The following is an 18,993-nucleotide window of genomic DNA, read 5'->3' as shown; positions in this document are numbered from 1 at the left end:
GATTAGCCCTCTTTCTCAATCTTATCCAGACAATCCCGCAGCACGGAGCCGTAATCGTATTTGCCTGGGCATACATAGGTACACAACGCCAGATCTTCTTCGTCCAGTTCCAGACAGCCCATAGTCTGAGCGCTGTCAGTGTCACCGGCCAGCAGATCGCGTAAAAGCAGTGTGGGTAATACATCCAATGGCATTACGCGTTCATAGTTGCCGATTGGCACCATGGCACGATCTGAACCATTGGTCGTTGAAGTCATATTGAATAACTTGCCTGGGTTCAGGTGACCCAGATAGGCTTTAGTGATCGAGTGCTTATCAGAGCCTGGAGTAATCCAGCCGAACAGCTTTTTCTCCCGGTCTTCAGCAACAACGGAAAGCTGTGTCGCATAACGTCCTAAATAAGCGTGGACACCGTGAGCGTGTAAGCCATGTAATACTGAACCAGAAATGACCCTGGGTTCGTCACAGTTAAGCTCATCAGCGGTCAATTCCACCGTGTTGGCACCCACCAGAGTACGTACCAGTCTGGGGTTCGATACGACAGGACCGGCTAACGCAACAATGCGTGAGGAATCAATCTGCCCGGTGGTAAACAGTTTACCAATGGCGATGACGTCCTGATAGCCCACATGCCAGACAAACTTGTTTGCACCTGCTGAGTCAAGGAAGTGGATATGCGTACCCACCAGACCCGCAGGGTGCGGACCAGAGAACTCTTCAGTAGTTACTGCAGCATTACCCGTGCTGACAGAGGCACCAGAAGCCTTAGTCACCCAGGTTTTCCCCTGAGTTAACTTGCTGACAACCTGCAAACCGTTTTCAAAATCTGCCTGACTCTGCGCAATAATAACTGCAGGGTCTGCTGCCAATGGATTGGTATCCATCGCATTGACAAAAATTGCAGTTGGCGTGGAATCAATAGCAGGAATTTTACTGTAAGGGCGGGTACGTAGCGCTGTCCATAATCCGGAATCAACAAGCTGAGATACGATGCTCTCTCTGTCTAAACCGGCTAATTCCGACGCTTCATATTTGTTAAATTCTACCTGCTCATCACCGGCAATCTTGATCACAACCGATTGCAAAACACGTTTTGCACCACGGTTGATTTCAATGATTTCACCAGCAGAAGGGGCAGTGAATTTAACGCCAGGATTCTTTTTGTCTTCAAAAAGAATCTGCCCTTTTTTCACGACATCGCCCACCTGACAATGCATAGTGGGACGCATGCCGATGTATTCTTCACCCAAAACAGCAACGCGCGTAATCGGCGCACCGTCGTGGATTTCTTGAGTTGGCGCTCCCGATATAGGGAGGTTGAGGCCTTTCTTTATTTTAATCATACTTACATGCACTAGTTAAGGATTAATACTTATCAGGGTTGTGCTCACGAGCAAACCCAATCCTGATAAGTATTTTGAATTCCATACAAAAACCTGAAAAGGTCTTAAGAACCGTTTATCAATCCGCTTCGCGCCACTGTCTTACAAAATAAAATTTGTAACCACATGAAACGTCGCTTAACAAACTGCCGAATTCTAGCACTACATGACCAATTTGCGCTACGCCTATGTGCCCAGGCTGGTTTTTTTGCTTTATTTTTAGCCACAAGCTGTACAGATTTTATTCATTACACTAGCAATAGATTGTGTTTTGTCAACGAAGCTGGCTTTTTATCCGATACGGTTTTTCGCCCAAATTGTTCTGAGTAAAAACACAAAACACCGCCTTGGCGGTGTTTTGTCTGAAACATCGGTGTAAATTTATAGTTACCAGTCGGCTAAAGGACTGACATCCTGTTGATAATCTACCGCGTCGAATCCAAAACCAAACAAGTGTAAAAACTCGCGGTGATATCCCTGATAGTCACTCAACTGATGGAAGTTTTCCTGAGTCACCTGATCCCACAACGCTTTTATTTTGGCCTGAGTGGCATCATTGGTTTCTTTACCATCCATGCGCAAACGCCCGGCTTCATCCACTTGTGGCGCTTCCTGTTGTAACAATCGGAATAAACCATCGATTTGCTCAATACAACCTTCGTGGGTGCCCTCTTCTTTCATCACCTTATATATCAGGGAAATATACAATGGCATAACCGGAATTGCAGAAGATGCCTGAGTTACCAGTGCTTTTAATGAAGACACATAGGCTTTGACGTTTAACGCCGCTTGCTTGCTCTCGATGGCCTGCACAGCGCGATCCAGGTCTTCTTTCGCTTTACCAATCGTAGCATGACCGTAAATAGGCCAGGTTAATTCTTTGCCAATGTAGGTGTAAGCAGTCGTTTTGCAGTTTTGCGCTAATACCCCGGCTTCGCCTAACGCATCTAACCACAATTCCCAATCTTCGCCGCCCATCACCTTAACGGTATTTTGAATATCATCGTCAGAAGCTGGCTCCAGTGATACCTCGTGTACCAGGTCCTTATCTGTGTCATACGTTTTGGTGGTATAGCTTTTTCCAACAGGCTTGAGTACCGACTTATAGACTTCACCGGTTTCAGGGTCAGTGCGACGCGGCGATGCCAGACTGTAGATCACTAAATCCACCTGCCCCATATCCTGCTTAATCGCGTCAATCACCTGTGCTTTGATCTCTTTAGAAAACGCATCCCCATTCAGGGTTTTGTGGTACAGCCCGGCTTCCTCAGCCTGCTGATGAAACGCGGCGGTATTGTACCAGCCAGCGGTGCCGGTTTTCTTTTCTGACGGTGCCTTTTCGAAACACACCCCCAGAGTTTTAGCACCGTAACCAAATGCCGACACAATACGCGACGCCAGGCCATACCCAGTCGAACAGCCTAAAACCAGTACATTTTTCGGGCCATCTTCTGAATGGGATTGCGCTTTTACATAATCAATCTGACTGCTGACATTATGCGCACATCCAACCGGATGAGCATTAGTACAAATAAATCCGCGAATTTTTGGTTGAATAACCATAGCTGAGGACATTCCTTATTGTGTTAAATGGTGACAGCCAAACACAGTAACGGTTCAGCTGTTTAATTGCTGCCTATTGTAACCAGCGCACAGGATTCAACAACTCTGAACAGCTGTGTATCTCTGTTATGGCAATGCAAAATCGTACTGTCGATTCGATTCAGTCGCCCTGAAGTTCAATCCATCAGGGCGGATTATTGCCGGCTCTGGTAAAGTCTGGCCTCAGTAATACCATGGAAGTTAGCCACTTCTTGCTGGAACTTTTTATAGTGTTGATAAATTTTGGCAAATTGCGGATCTGCCGCCGATTGCTCTGCTAACACTTCGTCGGTGGCCGCCTTGAGTGCCTGTATCACATCGTCCGGTAATTGTTTTAACGCTACGTCATGAGTATTTAACAGGGTTTGCAACGCGGCATTATTGCGCGCCGTGTATTCATCTAACATGTCCTGGTTTACCGCTCTGGCGGCGACTTCCACAATCTTTTGCAAATCCGCAGGTAATGCTTTGTAAGCCTGTTCGTTGACGATAAATTCCAGCGTGGTGCCGGTTTCATGCCAGCCAAAGGCATAATAGTAATCGGCGGCTTTATGTAACCCAAACGCCAAATCATTGTAAGGCCCCACCCATTCAGTGGCATCAATCGCACCGGTTTGCAATGAAGTAAACAGCTCGCCACCGGTGAGTGACACTGGCACGCCACCCAGGCGTTTTAACACTTCAGCGCCAAGGCCTGGTATGCGCATTTTCAGACCTTTAATATCCTCAACACTGTTGATTTCTTTTTTAAACCAACCCGCCATCTGAGTACCGGTATTACCGCCCGCAAAGGGAATTAGCCCAAATGGCTTATACAATTCCTGCCACAGCGCCAGACCACCACCGTAATGCAGCCAGCCGTTCATTTCCTGGGCATTCATACCAAAGGGGACTCCGGTGAATATTTGTGCTGCAGGTGCCTTGCCTTTCCAGTAATAGGGGCCGGAATGACCAATCTGAGCGGTCCCCTGCGCTACAGCGTCAAACACTTCAAACCCCGGTACTATCTCACCGGCGCCATAAACTCTGACATTAAGACGCCCGGCTGACATCTGATTAACCATTTCAGCAAAGGTTTCCGGCCCTTTGCCCAGCCCCGGAAAATTCTTCGGCCAACTGGTGACCAGTTTCCATTCAAATGATTGCTGCGCAACAGCACCATCAACCTGCGCCGGTGAATCTGACGCTGAATCCGTACAACTCATCAACAGCGTCACAGACGCCACTAAAAACCATTTTTTGAATACCAACATAGGTTTCCTATCCGTATATTTTCTCTGGGAGCCAGGTAATCAATTCAGGCCAGATGGCCATCATGATCAATAGGCCCAATTGTATTACCACAAATGGGGCAACACCTTTATAGATTTCAACCGTTTGCACCTGTGGTGGTGCCACGCCACGTAAATAAAATAACGCAAACCCAAACGGTGGCGTTAAGAATGACGTTTGTAAATTCACGGCAATCATGATCCCCAACCACACGGGATCAACGCCCATCATAAACAAAACAGGCGCCACTAAAGGTACGACAACAAAGGTTATTTCAATAAAATCCAGAATAAAGCCGAGGAAAAAGATGATCACCATTACCATCAGGACAGCGCCAAACTCCCCGCCCGGCAGTCTTTCGAAAAAACCGTGAATCATTTCTTCGCCACCAAAGCCCCGAAATATCAGTGAAAATATGGAAGCGCCAATGAGGATCATAAAGATCATGGCGGTAACTTTGGTGGTATCCATGGCCGCGGCTTTGAGACGACTCCAGTCCATTTTCTGTTGCGCAAACGCTAACAAAATTGCGCCGGTAGCCCCAACACCTGCGGCCTCGGTGGGTGTCGCAAAGCCAGCCAGAATCGATCCTAACACCAGAATAATTAACATCAAAGGTGGGAATAAGGCGCCAAAAACACTGCCCTGAAAGGTGTCCTCGCTGGCACTGTCTTTGTTTTTCGTGACGATTGGCGTCACGATCAAAACATACAACGCATACAGGGCCACCAACATTAATCCAGGGACAATAGCGCCCACAAACAAATCACCGACGGACACAGAGTCAGGCGAAAAATTCCCCATATTTAACTGAGCCTGTTGATAAGCCCCGGAGAGCACATCGCCTAACAACACCAGTGCAATAGACGGAGGAATGATTTGCCCCAATGTGCCGGTAGCACAAATGCTGCCGCAGGCCAGTGATTGCGGATAACCTTTATTGAGCATCGCCGGTAGCGATAACAGCCCCATGGTTACCACAGTTGCACCAACTATGCCGGTACTTGCAGCTAACAGCATCCCCACTAAAATTACCGATAACACCAGACCAGACTGAAAATTACCGAATAACTTTGCCATAGCGTTTAGCAGATCTTCTGCTACTTTGGATTTTTCCAGCACAATCCCCATCAGCACAAACAATGGCACCGCTAACAAGGTTTGATTGTTAATAATGCCAAACAACCGGCTGGGCAACGCATTGAGATAGGAGGTTTCGAAGGTGCTGGTAACTATGCCCAAACCGGCAAAAAGCAACGAGGTGCCCGCCAGGGTAAATGCCACCGGATAACCCAGTAATAACGCACCACAGACACAAACAAACAACAATAGCGCCATGATTTCCATTTACTGATCTCCTGAAAAAGCCAGTTGGGCATTCTTTGCAATTTCAGAAATTCCCTGTAAAAACAAGGTGGCCGCAAATAACAGGATAAAGGTTTTCAACAGGAACAAGGTCGGTAAACCACCGGCGGCCTGCGAGGCCTCCATCAATGACCATGACTTGGCCACATAATCCCAGCTCATGAAAAAGATAAAACTGGTGAGCGGCAGTAAAAATACCAGGCCTCCCCAGAAGTTTACCCGGGCTTTTTTCCTGGGACAAAAATTGCGATAAAACACATCAACCCGCACATGCTCATCCAGTTTTAGCGTATGTGCCGCACCCAACATAAATATTGCAGCATGCAAATACATCACTGACTCCTGCATGGCGACCCACCCCATGTCAAATCCATAGCGCAACACCACAATAAGAAAGGTCAATGCCGTCATCAGCAGGGTGAACAAACTAACCATAAAGCAAAGCTTTTCATGAACAACATCAATAAGTTGACTAAGTTTTTGCGACATGAAATTCCAAAGATTTTGATTGAGACGATGTGTTTAATCTCAGAACCTGTGTTTTTAATGCAACGTCCAACAGGTTCTAAATGATTGATAGAAGAGCTTTTTATCAAAATTTCGCAAAAATGGGAATGTTAAACTCTTGTAAATTCCCTGGCTGCGCGATTTTTGTCCGGCTATATAGCAAAAAAGACGTCACAATGACGTCTTTTTAACACTTCGCTCTGTACCGGGTTCAGGAAGCTTTGCGACCTGAGCCACCGAGACAGGCAGGAGAATCCGGTGCGTCTCCATACAAGCGCTCCCATTCCTGAGCAGTGTATGTATGCAGTGCAAGGGCATGAATGTGGTTTTCTATTTCATCTTTGAGCACGCGGTTAACATCTTTGTGACGATGCAACAAACGCTGCCCCTGGAAACGCGGTGTTACCAGTACCACCTTAAAGTGTGTTTCCGACCCAATAGGTACATTGTGATTAGAACTCTCGTTGATGACCTCCAGAAAAGCGGGCTCAAAATGGGCCGTTAACTTATCTTCAATCGAATTTTGAATGTTCACTTGTGAATGCCTCCATAATCAAATCTGACGCTAACACAGATAAGAGCTTATTTGCCTTTGTAGAGGAGCCAGAACATTGCCTACCTCAAATGCGTGCTTTGTACTTTTAGGATGTAAATCCGATGCCGACTTACACTGAAAAACACAAAACACTTAACTAAATTTAGCCTGTGTTTTTAATTTTAAATACTGAAATAAGCAGAAAAAGCGCTTGCTTTTTGATAACTGATTGAGTGCCAAACTTATATTTTTATTTTTGGATTTTATCAGATTCTATAACCGATGTTCTCTTGCCTTTGATGCGCCTGAAGGTCAGGTTAATTCGCTCTGCAACGGGTCGCTTTATTCGGGCAATACCGTGTTGCCAATGCTGCTGAGTGGTTCCCTGCATAACCAGTAAACTGCCTGATGGCAGGTCCAGTTGCAGCTTAACAGCCTGCTTTTTGTGGATCAGATCAAATCGACGGGTCGCGCCCAAAGTCAGTGACGCTATCACCGGATTGTGCCCCAGTTCAGGCTCATCATCACTGTGAAAGCCCATACAATCCTGTCCATCGCGGTAGAGATTAGCCAGCACACTATTAAACTCGACTCCGGCAAAACGACTACACAAGGCGCTTAAGTGCGCCAATTCTTCCGTGAGCGGCAACGGCGCCATGTACTTTCCGGAATATTGATAGCCGGCATCAGGTAAACCATACAAGGCCTGTAATCTCGGTATCACATGCCATTTGCCATAAACTTTTATTGTGTCTGACTGCCATTGCAGGGAAGTCCGCAAAGCAGCAAACAACTTCGCGCTATCCCGCTCCGCCACAAAATCGGGCACATAGCGAAGCGTCCCATCAAAAAACCCATCAATGCCCGGTAACAAAGCACGTTTCGAGGAGCCTGTTGGAGGTTTGCGGGTGGCGTGGCCAGGATTTGTGATAGACTGCCCTGACGATGCCTGCCTACCGGGCAGGTTGGTGAGTAAGTCAAATTGTTTCATAGCAACAGCATAGCGTCCCGACCGGCAATAATTAAGAAAACCTGATGAAAACAGAACTCAGTATACAGGATAACACCTGGCAGCTTTACCGATATCCCCCGGAAAAACAACACACCAGCTTGCAGGCGTGGGATTCTGCCGATGAATATCTGATAAACTATCTGCAGGAACAGCAATTACTCAGCAGCCGTTCAATACTGGTATTAAATGACGATTTTGGCGCACTGGCCTGTGTATTAGGCGATGCTGTTACCAGCTGGTACTCGGATTCCAAAGTTGCGCAACTGGCCTTGCAGCAAAACTGGCAACGCAACACTGACATAGCACTGCCGTTTGATATCACCAATAGCCTGGGCCAGTTACCCGACACTGCAAATATTGCCATTATCAAACTCCCGAAAAACAATGGTTTTCTGGTGGAGCAGCTGATCCGGTTGCGGCAAGTGCTTCCCGACGGAGCCACAGTTATCACTGCCGGAAAAGCGAATCAAATTCAAAAAAGTACCCTGGCCCTGTATGAAAAACACCTGGGCAGCACGCATACCTCACTGGCCGTAAAAAAGTCCCGGCTTATCTTTAGCCAGGTAAATAAACAACGACAAAGCCAGTCCAAATATCCTGTCTGTTGGGACACAGAATCCCCCCAATTAACAATTTACAACCAGGCCAATGTCTTTTCTGGCGCCTCATTAGATATCGGTGCCCGCTTTATGATGGACCACCTGCCAGATTGTCGGGATAAAAACGTACTGGATTTAGGTTGTGGAAACGGTGTTTTGTCTGCGGCCATTGCCAGGCACAAGCCAAATCACCTCTATTGTGTGGATGAATCAGCCAGTGCAATAGCGTCCGCTTCCCTGACCCTCAGGCACAATGCGCCAGATATCCCGGTGACGTTTTTTCATTCTAACTGCCTGGAGCAGGCCGCAGTACCGGCATTGGATCTGATTGTTTGCAATCCGCCTTTCCATCAACAAAATACCATCACGGACCACATTGCCTGGCAAATGTTCAGCGATGCCCAACATGCCCTGCGAAAAGGCGGTGAACTGCGCATTGTGGGGAACCGACATCTGGGTTACCACGAAAAATTAAAGCGCCTTTTCGGCGGTTGTAAAGTGGTTGCAAGTAATCGCAAATTCGTTATTTTAAGCAGCACTAAACGTTAACAGGAGTCTTCATGCGTTTTTTAATTACCGTTTTTTTCATGGCTTTTATGCTCATTCCTTGTGCATCCCAGGCCGCCAAGGACGGTTCCCATATCCAACCCAACAACCTGTATCCCCGTGTCAAAGTTGAAACCGACTATGGCGATATGGTGGTAGAACTCGATCGTCGTCGCGCACCGATTACCGTGAACAACTTTTTGCGTTATGTGGAAAAAGGCAGTTACGACAACACCGTATTCCACCGTATTGTCCCGGGTTTTGTGGTGCAAGGCGGAGGCTACGATAAAGAATTCAATGAATTGCCTTCATTCGGTAAGATTTTTAATGAGTCTGGTAATGGCCTAAAAAATGATATTTATACCGTCGCCATGGCGCGTGAAGATGATCCTCACAGTGCCCGCCGGCAGTTCTTTTTTAATGTTGCAGACAATGATTACCTGAATCCGGGCCGCAACTGGGGTTATGCGGTATTCGGTTTGGTTCTGGAAGGTGCAGAAGTGGTGGACCAATTGTCACAGCTGGAAACTGCCTACAATGTTGAACTGGGTTGGCGAGATGTACCTGTAGAAAACGTGATGCTAAAGAAAATCACCCTGCTACCGGAACCCGTTATTAACCCGCAATAAGCTTACTGCGAAACTCAAATAAGGGCTGGTAGACCATGATTACACCTTTTGGTAATCATCATCCATTACAGCCCCTTTTCTTTTTTCACCAGCTCATAAGCCGCCTGAATATCCTGGGCTTTTTGCTTGGCAATGTCCAACGCCTGAGGCGGCAAGCCTTTAGACACCAGCTTATCAGGGTGATGTTCGTTCATGAGTTTCCGGTAGGACTTTTTAATCGCTTTAGGATCGGTATTGGCGTTTACCCCTAATATCCTATAAGCATCATTCAGTCGATCGGCCTGTGAGTAGGTTTGCCGGGATTGTTGACCACCCTGATAGGTCCCATCCCGCTGCTGATAATGTTTGCGCGAATATTGCTCTCGTTGACGCCGGTAATAGGCTTCTTCATCAAGACTGCCGTCGCTCTCATCTGCCCGCTCGTCTCTGGAGCGTTTCTGCTCAGCCTTACTACGCGGGCGCCAGCCGGGTCCTTTGGCAGCCTGCTCCTGTTGCCAGGCTTGCTGTTGCTGACTGGCCTGGCGAAAACGCAGTTCCGCTTCAAACGCAGAAATCAAATACAGCAATTCTTGTTTCTGGAACTTCAGGGTTTGTGCTACTTCCAGCAGGATTTTTTGCTCTTTGGCATCCATGCGGCCATCGGCGTAAGCGGCCTGAATCAAAATTTCCAGATAGATTTGCAAAATATCCCGGCGGCCATAACATGACTCGTAAAATTCTTTCAGGATATCTTTAACCGGAAAATCGGCCGCCTTGCCCTCGCGAAACGCCTGCTGTGCTTCTTTGCGGGTGTCACCGGTGAGATTCATATCATTCATCAATTGGGTGGCAACCTGGATTTCAGCTTCAGTAACCCGACCATCAGCCTTTGCCACATGGCCCAGAACAGAAAACAAGGCATGAAAGAAAACAGCCTGATTTTTGACCGAGTCCTTATCCACAAAAAAGCGACCAAAACCGCCCATCTGATTAAAGTCCTGACTGTATCCCCGGTCGAACATATGGCCGACGATAAAACCGAGGATTGCCCCCGGGATTTTGGCGAACATGGCGCCAAACAGCGTCCCTAATACTTTTCCCCAGATATTCACGCTTGCAGTTCCTCTTCTAATTGCGCCAGTCTTTCAGGTGTTCCTACATCACACCACTTACCCCTGTGCCATTCGCCCTGCACCTGACCGGTAGCAATGTGTTTGCGAATTAGCGGTGCCAGGCGCATTTTTTCGGGACGCAGTCCGGCAAAAAAGTCGGGGTGATACAGCGCAATACCGGAGAAAGTGAAACTGTTTAACTGGGGTTGTTTTTCCCGCAGCTTCCCGTCTACCAGGGAAAAATCGCCCTCAGGATGATGTTCAGGATTCGTCACCAGCAGCAATTTGGCCAATGCCTGCAACGGCGAATGCAGCAAGGGTGCAAAGTCGACATCCGCATAGACATCACCATTGACCACCAAAAACGGAGCATCCCCCAGCAGAGGCAATGCCTTAACAATGCCACCAGCGGTTTCCAATGCTTCGGTTTCAGCACTGTAGTGAATATCAAAGCCAAATTGCCTGCCATCCCCAAATGCCGCTTCAATTTTATGACCCAACCAGGCGTGATTGATAATCACTCGCTTGATCCCGGTGTTTTGCAGCTTCTCCAGATGATATTGCATCAGTGGCTTACCATTGAGCGGCAGTAAGGGTTTAGGCAAGATATCAGTCAAAGGACGCATACGCTCCCCTCGACCTGCAGCCAGAATCATGACACTTTCAATATTCACTGTTCAGGCCGCTTTTTTCGCCTGTACGGCGGGAATGATCACCTCGCGAAGCAAAGCCGCAAACTCCTGAGTCTGCGGATAGCGTTCGCCAAAAGTAACGATGTATTGCAGAGTTCTGGGTACATCTGCTAGATAGCCTTGCTTGCCATCGCGGTGACACAAACGACAAAAAATTCCGCTGGCTTTGATATGTCGTTGCATACCAACAAAATCAAACCACAGACGAAACGTCTCAGCATCAAACTGGGGATAATATTCTGCCTGCCACTGCGCCAGCAGCCTGTCTACCATGGACTCCGGCCACACTACATAACAGTCCCGCAATAAGGACACAGCATCATAAGTAACCGGCCCGACTACCGCATCCTGAAAATCGATGATCCCCACTGCGTCATTATCTAAAATCATTAAATTGCGCGAGTGGTAATCGCGATGCACCCCGACCTGTGGCTGGGATTTAAACACCGTTCTGATAGCGTCCTGTGCCTGTTGGATAACGCTTTTCTGGCTGGCCGTTAACGGCAGGTCCAGATGCACCTGTAACAGCCAGTGATTAAACAGATAAAATTCATTGTCCAGCAAAGTATCATCGAACGGCGGTAAGGCCCCCACTTCGGTGTCGGTGACCTTGTGTATCGCCGGTAACACGGCCAGTGCGGACTGGTACAGGGATTCAATATTGTCCTGTGTAAAAAAATCAGACAGCAATTTATTGCCGAAATCCTGAAGTACCCAAAAACCCTGAGTCAGGTCTACCGCTTCAATATTTGGCACCTGCACACCTGCCGCTAAATAGCGTCGGGCAATGTGATAAAACGCCGGATTGTTTTCTTTGTCAGGTGGGGCATCAACAGCAATGTAAGCCTGTTGTTGCCAGGTAAAACGGAAGTAACGACGGAAACTGGCATCCCCGGAAACCATGTCCAGAGCCTGGGTTTGGAAACGGGTCTCCGAGTTTATCCAGGCTAACAGGGCTGCCGCTCTGGCTTGTTGGGCATCTTTTTCAATAATGGCCATGAGGAACTCTTTTTGTAGCGCAAGTAAGTCGGGCAAATTCTCTTGGGAAAAGTTAATTTGCTGAACGTTAACTTTTTTGTTTTTATGGTTGTCAGTTTATCAGGTTCAACGTAGTGTGTGAGCCAAATCTGAACGCTATTTAGTATTTTTTTAACGATACGCTGGTAAAAAACAACGAAACCTTTAGAATTCAGCCGTGATTCTCACTGTTTCTGGTCAATTAAGGCATCACAATACCTTTTTTTATGCAAATCAAGCAACATTACTTTCTCCCGTTTGCTGTCGTGTTCAGCAGTATGTCACTGGCAGACGAACAATGTCTGGTGCCGGTGCCATCCATTGATAAGCAAGCTTTGGCGGCTAAGGGTGAAATTGTGGTAAAAGCCAATTCTGTATCCATGATTCAGGACCAGTTAGCTGACTTCAGTGGCAATGTAGAAATTGCCAGTCAAAAAGCCCAAATCAAAGCGCAAAACGCCCGAATTGACAAAAATACCCGAAAACTGACTGCTTCCGGTGATATTCAATTTCAGGACAGGCAAATGCAGGTACAAAGCGAGGATCTGTTACTGGATCTCGATTCCAACAAAATGGAAATGAACAGTACCGGTTATCGCATGTTGCAATTTCAGGGCCGTGGTGCCGCGCAAAAAATCCAGCTCAATCAAACTCAGGGAATTGCGTTACAAGACGTTAGTTTCAGCACCTGTCCGGAAGACATGGAAGACTGGAAAATTGTCGCCAGTGAAATTGAACTCAAACCCAATGAGCTATGGGGAACCGTAAAACATGCGCGTTTTTACATCAAAGATGTACCGGTGTTTTATTTACCTTACTTTTCTTTTCCGGTAACCACGCAGCGCCAAAGCGGTTTGCTGTTACCCAAAATTAACAGCTCCGATACCTTTGGTTTGTCGTATCAACAACCAATTTACTGGAATATCGCACCGAATTACGACGCCACCATTACGCCCCGGGTGATGACCGATCGGGGATTCCAGTTAAAAAACGAATTCCGCTACTTAACCGAGCAACACACCGGCGCGGTTCACCTGGAATTCATGGCCAAAGATACCGATACGCCGGATAACGATTCCCGCTATTTCTATCGCCTTACCCACCAGGGAGAAATAACCGAAAACTGGTTTATCAATGCCGAATGGAATCAGTTAAGCGACGATAACTATATCGTCGACCTGGGTTCTGACTTTTATAACCGGGCGGATACACACCTGTTCAAAACTGTGTCATTGGCGTATGACAGCCATAACCTGGATATTAATGCCAGCTTCAGAGATTTCGAAGTTATTGGTGATCACCCCAGTACCTATCGCGCACTACCGGAGATCAAACTGGATTACGACATCTGGCAGGGAGAGTACCTCAATTTAGACGTGCACTCTGAGCTAGCCCTGTTCGATAACCGCGAAGGGGGCTTGCCCAAGGCCGCCAGGTTACACATCGCCCCCAAATTATCACTGCCCTGGTATACGCCCTGGGCGGAGTTTTTAGCTGAAACCAGCATACTGCACACCAGCTATCGTCAGAAAAATACCGAAGATACCAACCTGGATAAAAATGTCAGTCGTACCCTGGGACAGGTGCGGCTCTACGGCACTATGGCATTCGAACGAGACACCCAGTGGTTTGGCAAAAACCTCACCCAAACCCTTGAGCCCAAAGCCCAATATCTTTACACCAGTTACAAAAACCAGGACAACATCGGACTTTACGATACTACGCGTTTGTTGAATGACTTTGATGGCTTGTTCCGCGGTCAGGAGTTTACCGGACTGGACCGCATCAGTGATAAAAATCAGATAACGCTGGGTGTAACCACCCGACTAATTGATGACGCAGGCAGAGAACACCTGAAATTTAGTCTCGGCCAAATCTTTTATTTAAGTGACAACCGGGTACTTGAATCTGAACGTCAAAACAGCAACCGTTCCGCACTGGCCACCGAGCTTGACTGGAACATCACGTCACGCTGGACAGCCTCACTGGATGCACAAGTTTCCTCACAAAATGAACGAGTTGAAAGAAGCAGTGTCTCACTGGAGTATCGTTTTGATAACAACAATTTGATTCAGGTTGGGCATCGCTATGTCAGGGATTTATCCGGCGTTGAAATCAGCCAGGCGGGGGTTACAGCCAGTTGGTCGATTGCTGAAAATTGGCAATGGGTGGGCCGCTACTATCGGGATTTAGATCTGAACAGAAGCACAGAAAGTTATACCGGTTTCCAGTATGACTCCTGTTGCTGGTCGTTACAAATTGTATGGGAAAGGCATCTTACGAATCGCTTCGATGCCCTTGGAAATCAGAGCCTGGACGAATATGATTCAGGTATAGGTTTAAAATTCGCTTTCAAAGGAATGGGTCAGGGCAGTAGCCAGAGATCATTGTTAAACGATGGTTTATATGGTTACCAGCAACCTTATGTAATAGGTCATTAAAACTAGTTATGAAACTTAAAATCATCTTTTCAATATTATTACTATCGTGTGCGCAGTTAGTGAGCGCTCAGCAACAAGAATTAGACAGTGTCGCGGTTATCGTTGATCAAACCGTGGTACTGGAAAGTGAAATTGAGGAGCTAATTGCCACGGTTAAATCCAATGCCCTGCGCAACGGACAAAACCTGCCCAACGACAGAGTTTTGCGCACCCAGGCGATTGAGCGATTGATCACCGAAGCGCTGCAAATGCAAATGGCACAGCGAATGGGGATGCAGGTCAGCGATCCACAACTGGAAGACACTATCAAAAACTTTGCTTCTGCTGAGGGCATGTCTGCAGAGCAGCTACGCGACAAAGTTGAATCAGAAGGCATGAATTGGGAGCAATACCGGGAGCGCATTCGCAAAGAACTGATCACCGGTGAAGTAACCCGCGCCAATGTGCGCCGCCGGGTTTATATTACGCCGCAGGAAATTACCAACATGGTACGCCTGATTGACGAACAGGGTGCCAACGAAGTGGAATATCGCATGGGCCACATTTTGGTGGGCTTTCCCTCAGGTGCTTCACAGGATGATATCGACGACGCCAAATCTCGTTCTGAAAAGGTGATGGAGCTCTTACAAAAAGACGATGCCGATTTTGCCAAAATTGCCACTACCGCCTCGTCCGGCCCAAGAGCCCTGGAAGGCGGTGATTTAGGCTGGATGAATGTTAACACCATGCCGACGTTGTTTGCTGAAGTGGTTGGCGACGCCAGCAAAGATGAATTAATTGGGCCAATCAGAAGTGGTGCAGGTTTTCACATTCTCAAAATTATTGATATTCGCGGTAAAGAAGTGGCCGAAATTGAAGAAGTTAACGCCCGCCACATTTTGATTCAGCCTTCGGTTATTTTAAGTGAAGAACGCGCCGAGCAAATGCTCAAAGACTTTAAGGCACAAGTGCTTGCCGGTGACGCCGATTTTGCCGAACTGGCCCGGGAACATTCAAAAGATCCAGGTAGTGCTGCTCGCGGTGGTGAACTGGGCTGGAACGATCCGTCCATTTATGTGCCAGCCTTTAAGAATGCCCTTGCCAATCTGAATCAACCTGACGAACTTTCAGACCCTTTCAGATCATCACACGGTTGGCATTTAGTACAATTGATCGGTAAACGCGTCGGTGACGTAACCGACAAATTGAAACAGGAAAAAGCTTATCAATTGTTATTCCAGCGCAAATTTGGTGAAGAAAGAGAAGCCTGGGTTAGAGAGATGCGTGATCAGGCTTATATCGAAGTACTGGAATAATTCTTTCGGAGACAAACATGCCATTAAAACTGGCTATCACACCCGGTGAACCCGCCGGAATAGGACCAGATCTGGTGATACAGATGGCACAGCTCGAATGGGATGTGCAACTGGTGGCCTTTGCGGACCCCGATATGATGCAGCAACGGGCAGCCCGCCTTGGGCTGCCCCTGACATTGGTTGAATATCAGCAGCAGGATGATCGCATTCTGGCCCCCGGGCAGTTGTTTATTGTCCCCATCAAAGCTGCGGCCACTGTAGAAGTGGGCCAGCTCAATGAAGAAAACGGTCACTACGTGGTTGAAACCCTCCGTCAGGCTGGTGAAGCCAATCTGCGCGGTGAATTTGACGCCGTCGTTACCGGCCCGGTGAATAAAAGTATTATTAATAAGGCCGGGATATCCTTCTCCGGACATACTGAATTTTTTGCCCAGCAAAGTAATACCTCTGACGTGGTGATGTTACTTTCCACACCGGGCTTACGCGTTGCACTGGTAACCACCCATATACCGCTGGCCTATGTCAGCAAAGCCATTACGCCGGAGCGACTGGACAAAGTGATCAGTATTTTGCACCACGATCTGATCACTAAATTTAAAATTCCGCAGCCCAAAATCTATGTCTGCGGACTCAATCCGCACGCCGGTGAAAATGGCCATATTGGCAAAGAAGAACAACTGGTGATCAACCCCACTCTGGATATTTTAAGGGCGCGGGGCATCAATTTAATTGGCCCTCTGCCTGCCGATACCATTTTTCAGGAAAAATACCTGAAAGAAGCCGATGTAGTCTTGTCCATGTACCACGACCAGGGCCTGCCTGTGCTGAAATACAAAGGATTTGGTGCATCGGTCAATGTTACGCTAGGCTTACCAATTGTCAGAACCTCGGTAGATCACGGCACCGCCCTGGATTTAGCCGGAACCGGCAACATCGACAATGGCAGCTTTAAAGTTGCTATCCACAAAGCAATAAAACTGGCGACAAATATTAATGAGTAAAGCCCATTTAGGCCATGTAGCCCGAAAACGTTTTGGTCAGAACTTTTTACACGATGAGCAAGTGATTGCTGACATCGTCAGCGCCATCGGACCTCGCGTAGGCGACAATTTAGTGGAAATTGGACCAGGTCTGGGCGCACTCACCGAACCGGTTTGCGCTCAGGTAGACAAACTCACGGTGGTGGAGCTGGACCGGGATCTGGCCAAACGCCTGCGTTCACACCCCTTTATTCGCGATAAGCTCACCATAATCGAAACCGATGCACTGAGCTACGATTTTGCACAACTGGCGCAAGACAAACCCTTGCGCATTTTCGGCAACCTGCCCTACAACATCTCTACGCCCCTGATGTTCCACCTGTTCGAATTCACCGGTATGGTGAGCGATATGCACTTTATGCTGCAAAAAGAGGTTGTGAATCGTCTGGCGGCTTATCCGGGACACAAAAACTATGGCCGGTTATCAGTCATGGCACAATATTATTGCCAGGTGATCCCGGTACTGGAAGTCCCTCCACACGCTTTTCAGCCACCACCCAAAGTAGATTCAGCGGTGGTCAGATTAATTCCACATGCTGCGCCTCCGGTAGCCGTTAAGAGTAAAAAAGCGCTGGACCAGGTGTGTGCCGTCGCGTTTAATCAGCGGCGCAAAACCATACGCAATGGCCTTAAAGAGTTGTTGTCAGAGGCAGAAATAGAAGCGGTAGGCATCAACCCCGCTGCCAGAGCAGAAACCTTGTCTCTACAGGACTTTGCCAACCTGGCAAACACATTACCTACGCAGGAATAGCTATGGATAAGGACAGCGACATTGCAGATTTGATAAACATCGAGGTGGAAACCGCCTGGTTACCGGAACAAATCAGTAAAGAGCAAAAAAAATACGCCTTCTCCTATCACATCACCATCACCAATGGTGCCACTGTGCCGGTGCAACTGTTAAATCGTTATTGGTTGATAACCGATGGCGACGGCAAACAATCGGAGGTGGCTGGCCCAGGTGTGGTAGGCCAAACCCCGGTGATACAACCGGGAGAGAAATTCGCCTATAAATCCGGCGCCATTCTGGACACTCCCATTGGCTTCATGCAGGGCCACTATGAGTTTAGCTGTGGCGACAGCCAGCTGTTTAAAGCGCCTATCGATGTTTTCACACTGAGCGTTCCCAATACACTGAATTAATCTCGAGGTACAGGCATGGCTGTATACGTGGTAGGCGACATTCAGGCTTGCTATTCCGGTCTTAAAAAGCTGTTACTAAAAGCCAAATTTAAACCCGAAAGAGATACTTTATGGGCGGTGGGAGACCTGATTGGACGAGGCCCCCAGGCACTGGAAACCATCGAGTTTTTAATGTCACTAGGGGACAGCTTCAACACCGTATTGGGTAATCACGACCTGCACTTTCTGGCGGTCAGTCAGGGTATCAGGGAAAATCGCGATAAAGAAGGATTTGGCGCCATCCTGCAAAGCAGCCATAAAAACCGCATTGTGAACTGGTTACGCAATAAGCCATTGGCCGCGTCGCCGGCACCGGGATTTTTTCTCAGCCATGCTGGTCTGTATCCTTTATGGTCTGAACGCAAAGCCTTTAAACTGGCACAGGCAACCTGTCACTATTTGAACAGCCCGCAGTGGCTGAAATTGCTGGAATACATGTACGGCAATGAAGAAGTGCGTTGGAACGACAGTTTAACTGGCCTCGCCAGACACAAGTTTGTCATTGATGCTTTTACGCGAATGCGGTTTGTGGACCAAAACGCCGTGCTAAACCTGAACCTCAAAACCGGGCCACAGGACGCGCCTGAGGGTATTTTCCCCTGGTTTGAACACCCGCGACTGAAACATGATGATCATTTGCTGTTCGGTCATTGGGCAGCGCTGGACGGTTATTGTCCGAATAAACGGGTACATGCTCTGGATACGGGTTATATCTGGGGTGGAAAACTCACGCTGATGAACCTGTCCACCCTGGAAACTCTGTCCGTCAAATCCCGCACACTGTAA

At 47.8% G+C, this 18,993-nt stretch carries 18 protein-coding genes; 8 read left to right on the top strand and 10 right to left on the bottom strand.

Annotated elements, in window-relative coordinates; all coding sequences use genetic code 11:
- Window positions 1–2: 2 nt before the first annotated feature.
- The 7 genes from LJ740_RS07115 to LJ740_RS07085 all read right to left on the bottom strand — a co-directional run bounded on the left by LJ740_RS07115 (window position 3) and on the right by LJ740_RS07085 (window position 7,654).
- Window positions 3–1,343 (bottom strand): Na(+)-translocating NADH-quinone reductase subunit A, encoded by a 1,341-nt coding sequence (locus tag LJ740_RS07115; RefSeq protein WP_229528382.1) that lies wholly within the window; start codon window positions 1,341–1,343, stop codon window positions 3–5.
- Between the two features lie 426 nt (window positions 1,344–1,769).
- On the bottom strand, window positions 1,770–2,945 hold the full coding sequence (gene fabV, locus LJ740_RS07110; protein WP_229528381.1) for an enoyl-ACP reductase FabV: 1,176 nt from the start codon (window positions 2,943–2,945) through the stop codon (window positions 1,770–1,772).
- Between the two features lie 194 nt (window positions 2,946–3,139).
- Entirely contained in the window at window positions 3,140–4,237 is a 1,098-nt protein-coding gene (locus LJ740_RS07105; protein WP_377307145.1) for a TRAP transporter substrate-binding protein, read from the bottom strand.
- 7 nt (window positions 4,238–4,244) lie between these two features.
- Window positions 4,245–5,603 carry a TRAP transporter large permease gene (locus tag LJ740_RS07100; RefSeq protein WP_229528380.1) on the bottom strand — a complete coding sequence of 453 codons (1,359 nt, stop codon included), beginning with the start codon at window positions 5,601–5,603 and terminating at the stop codon, window positions 4,245–4,247.
- A complete protein-coding gene (locus LJ740_RS07095; protein ID WP_229528379.1) occupies window positions 5,604–6,110 on the bottom strand; it encodes a TRAP transporter small permease subunit in 507 nt (168 codons plus the stop codon). It abuts the gene before it with no gap.
- 229 nt (window positions 6,111–6,339) lie between these two features.
- Window positions 6,340–6,663 (bottom strand): BolA/IbaG family iron-sulfur metabolism protein, encoded by a 324-nt coding sequence (locus LJ740_RS07090; protein ID WP_229528378.1) that lies wholly within the window; start codon window positions 6,661–6,663, stop codon window positions 6,340–6,342.
- A gap of 250 nt (window positions 6,664–6,913) precedes the next feature.
- Window positions 6,914–7,654 (bottom strand): alpha-ketoglutarate-dependent dioxygenase AlkB family protein, encoded by a 741-nt coding sequence (locus LJ740_RS07085; RefSeq protein WP_229528377.1) that lies wholly within the window; start codon window positions 7,652–7,654, stop codon window positions 6,914–6,916.
- Window positions 7,655–7,698: 44 nt separating this feature from the next.
- Between LJ740_RS07085 and LJ740_RS07080 the strand changes: the two genes are divergently transcribed.
- Entirely contained in the window at window positions 7,699–8,823 is a 1,125-nt protein-coding gene (locus LJ740_RS07080) for a methyltransferase (RefSeq protein WP_229528376.1), read from the top strand.
- Between the two features lie 11 nt (window positions 8,824–8,834).
- On the top strand, window positions 8,835–9,449 hold the full coding sequence (locus LJ740_RS07075; protein WP_377307146.1) for a peptidylprolyl isomerase: 615 nt from the start codon (window positions 8,835–8,837) through the stop codon (window positions 9,447–9,449).
- A 65-nt stretch (window positions 9,450–9,514) separates the two neighbouring features.
- Here the strand turns inward: LJ740_RS07075 and djlA are convergent, their stop codons facing one another.
- The 3 genes from djlA to LJ740_RS07060 are packed head-to-tail and all read right to left on the bottom strand — an operon-like array spanning window position 9,515 to window position 12,231.
- On the bottom strand, window positions 9,515–10,534 hold the full coding sequence (djlA, locus tag LJ740_RS07070; protein ID WP_229528891.1) for a co-chaperone DjlA: 1,020 nt from the start codon (window positions 10,532–10,534) through the stop codon (window positions 9,515–9,517).
- A gap of 2 nt (window positions 10,535–10,536) precedes the next feature.
- Window positions 10,537–11,214, bottom strand: coding sequence for an N-acetylmuramate alpha-1-phosphate uridylyltransferase MurU (murU, locus tag LJ740_RS07065; RefSeq protein WP_377307148.1), 678 nt, complete (start codon window positions 11,212–11,214; stop codon window positions 10,537–10,539).
- A gap of 3 nt (window positions 11,215–11,217) precedes the next feature.
- Window positions 11,218–12,231: an aminoglycoside phosphotransferase family protein gene (locus LJ740_RS07060; RefSeq protein WP_229528375.1), complete on the bottom strand. Its 1,014-nt coding sequence runs from the start codon at window positions 12,229–12,231 to the stop codon at window positions 11,218–11,220.
- Window positions 12,232–12,476: 245 nt separating this feature from the next.
- Between LJ740_RS07060 and LJ740_RS07055 the strand changes: the two genes are divergently transcribed.
- Genes LJ740_RS07055 through LJ740_RS07030 form a run of 6 tightly spaced genes read left to right on the top strand, consistent with a single transcriptional unit; the run spans window position 12,477 to window position 18,993 of the window.
- The gene (locus LJ740_RS07055; RefSeq protein ID WP_229528374.1) at window positions 12,477–14,690 is read left to right on the top strand and encodes an LPS-assembly protein LptD; all 2,214 of its coding nucleotides are present in this window, start codon (window positions 12,477–12,479) and stop codon (window positions 14,688–14,690) included.
- Window positions 14,691–14,698: 8 nt separating this feature from the next.
- Window positions 14,699–15,985: a peptidylprolyl isomerase SurA gene (gene surA / locus LJ740_RS07050; RefSeq protein ID WP_229528373.1), complete on the top strand. Its 1,287-nt coding sequence runs from the start codon at window positions 14,699–14,701 to the stop codon at window positions 15,983–15,985.
- Between the two features lie 17 nt (window positions 15,986–16,002).
- Window positions 16,003–16,986 (top strand): 4-hydroxythreonine-4-phosphate dehydrogenase PdxA, encoded by a 984-nt coding sequence (gene pdxA / locus LJ740_RS07045; protein WP_229528372.1) that lies wholly within the window; start codon window positions 16,003–16,005, stop codon window positions 16,984–16,986.
- Window positions 16,979–17,776 carry a 16S rRNA (adenine(1518)-N(6)/adenine(1519)-N(6))-dimethyltransferase RsmA gene (rsmA, locus tag LJ740_RS07040; RefSeq protein ID WP_229528371.1) on the top strand — a complete coding sequence of 266 codons (798 nt, stop codon included), beginning with the start codon at window positions 16,979–16,981 and terminating at the stop codon, window positions 17,774–17,776. The genes pdxA and rsmA overlap by 8 nt, the downstream gene beginning before the upstream one ends.
- A gap of 2 nt (window positions 17,777–17,778) precedes the next feature.
- Window positions 17,779–18,168 (top strand): Co2+/Mg2+ efflux protein ApaG, encoded by a 390-nt coding sequence (apaG, locus tag LJ740_RS07035; RefSeq protein WP_229528370.1) that lies wholly within the window; start codon window positions 17,779–17,781, stop codon window positions 18,166–18,168.
- 15 nt (window positions 18,169–18,183) lie between these two features.
- On the top strand, window positions 18,184–18,993 hold the full coding sequence (locus tag LJ740_RS07030) for a symmetrical bis(5'-nucleosyl)-tetraphosphatase (protein WP_229528369.1): 810 nt from the start codon (window positions 18,184–18,186) through the stop codon (window positions 18,991–18,993).

This window comes from Planctobacterium marinum (assembly GCF_020687805.1).
GTDB lineage: Bacteria > Pseudomonadota > Gammaproteobacteria > Enterobacterales > Alteromonadaceae > Planctobacterium > Planctobacterium marinum.
This window is presented reverse-complemented; position numbering and strand designations above follow the sequence as displayed.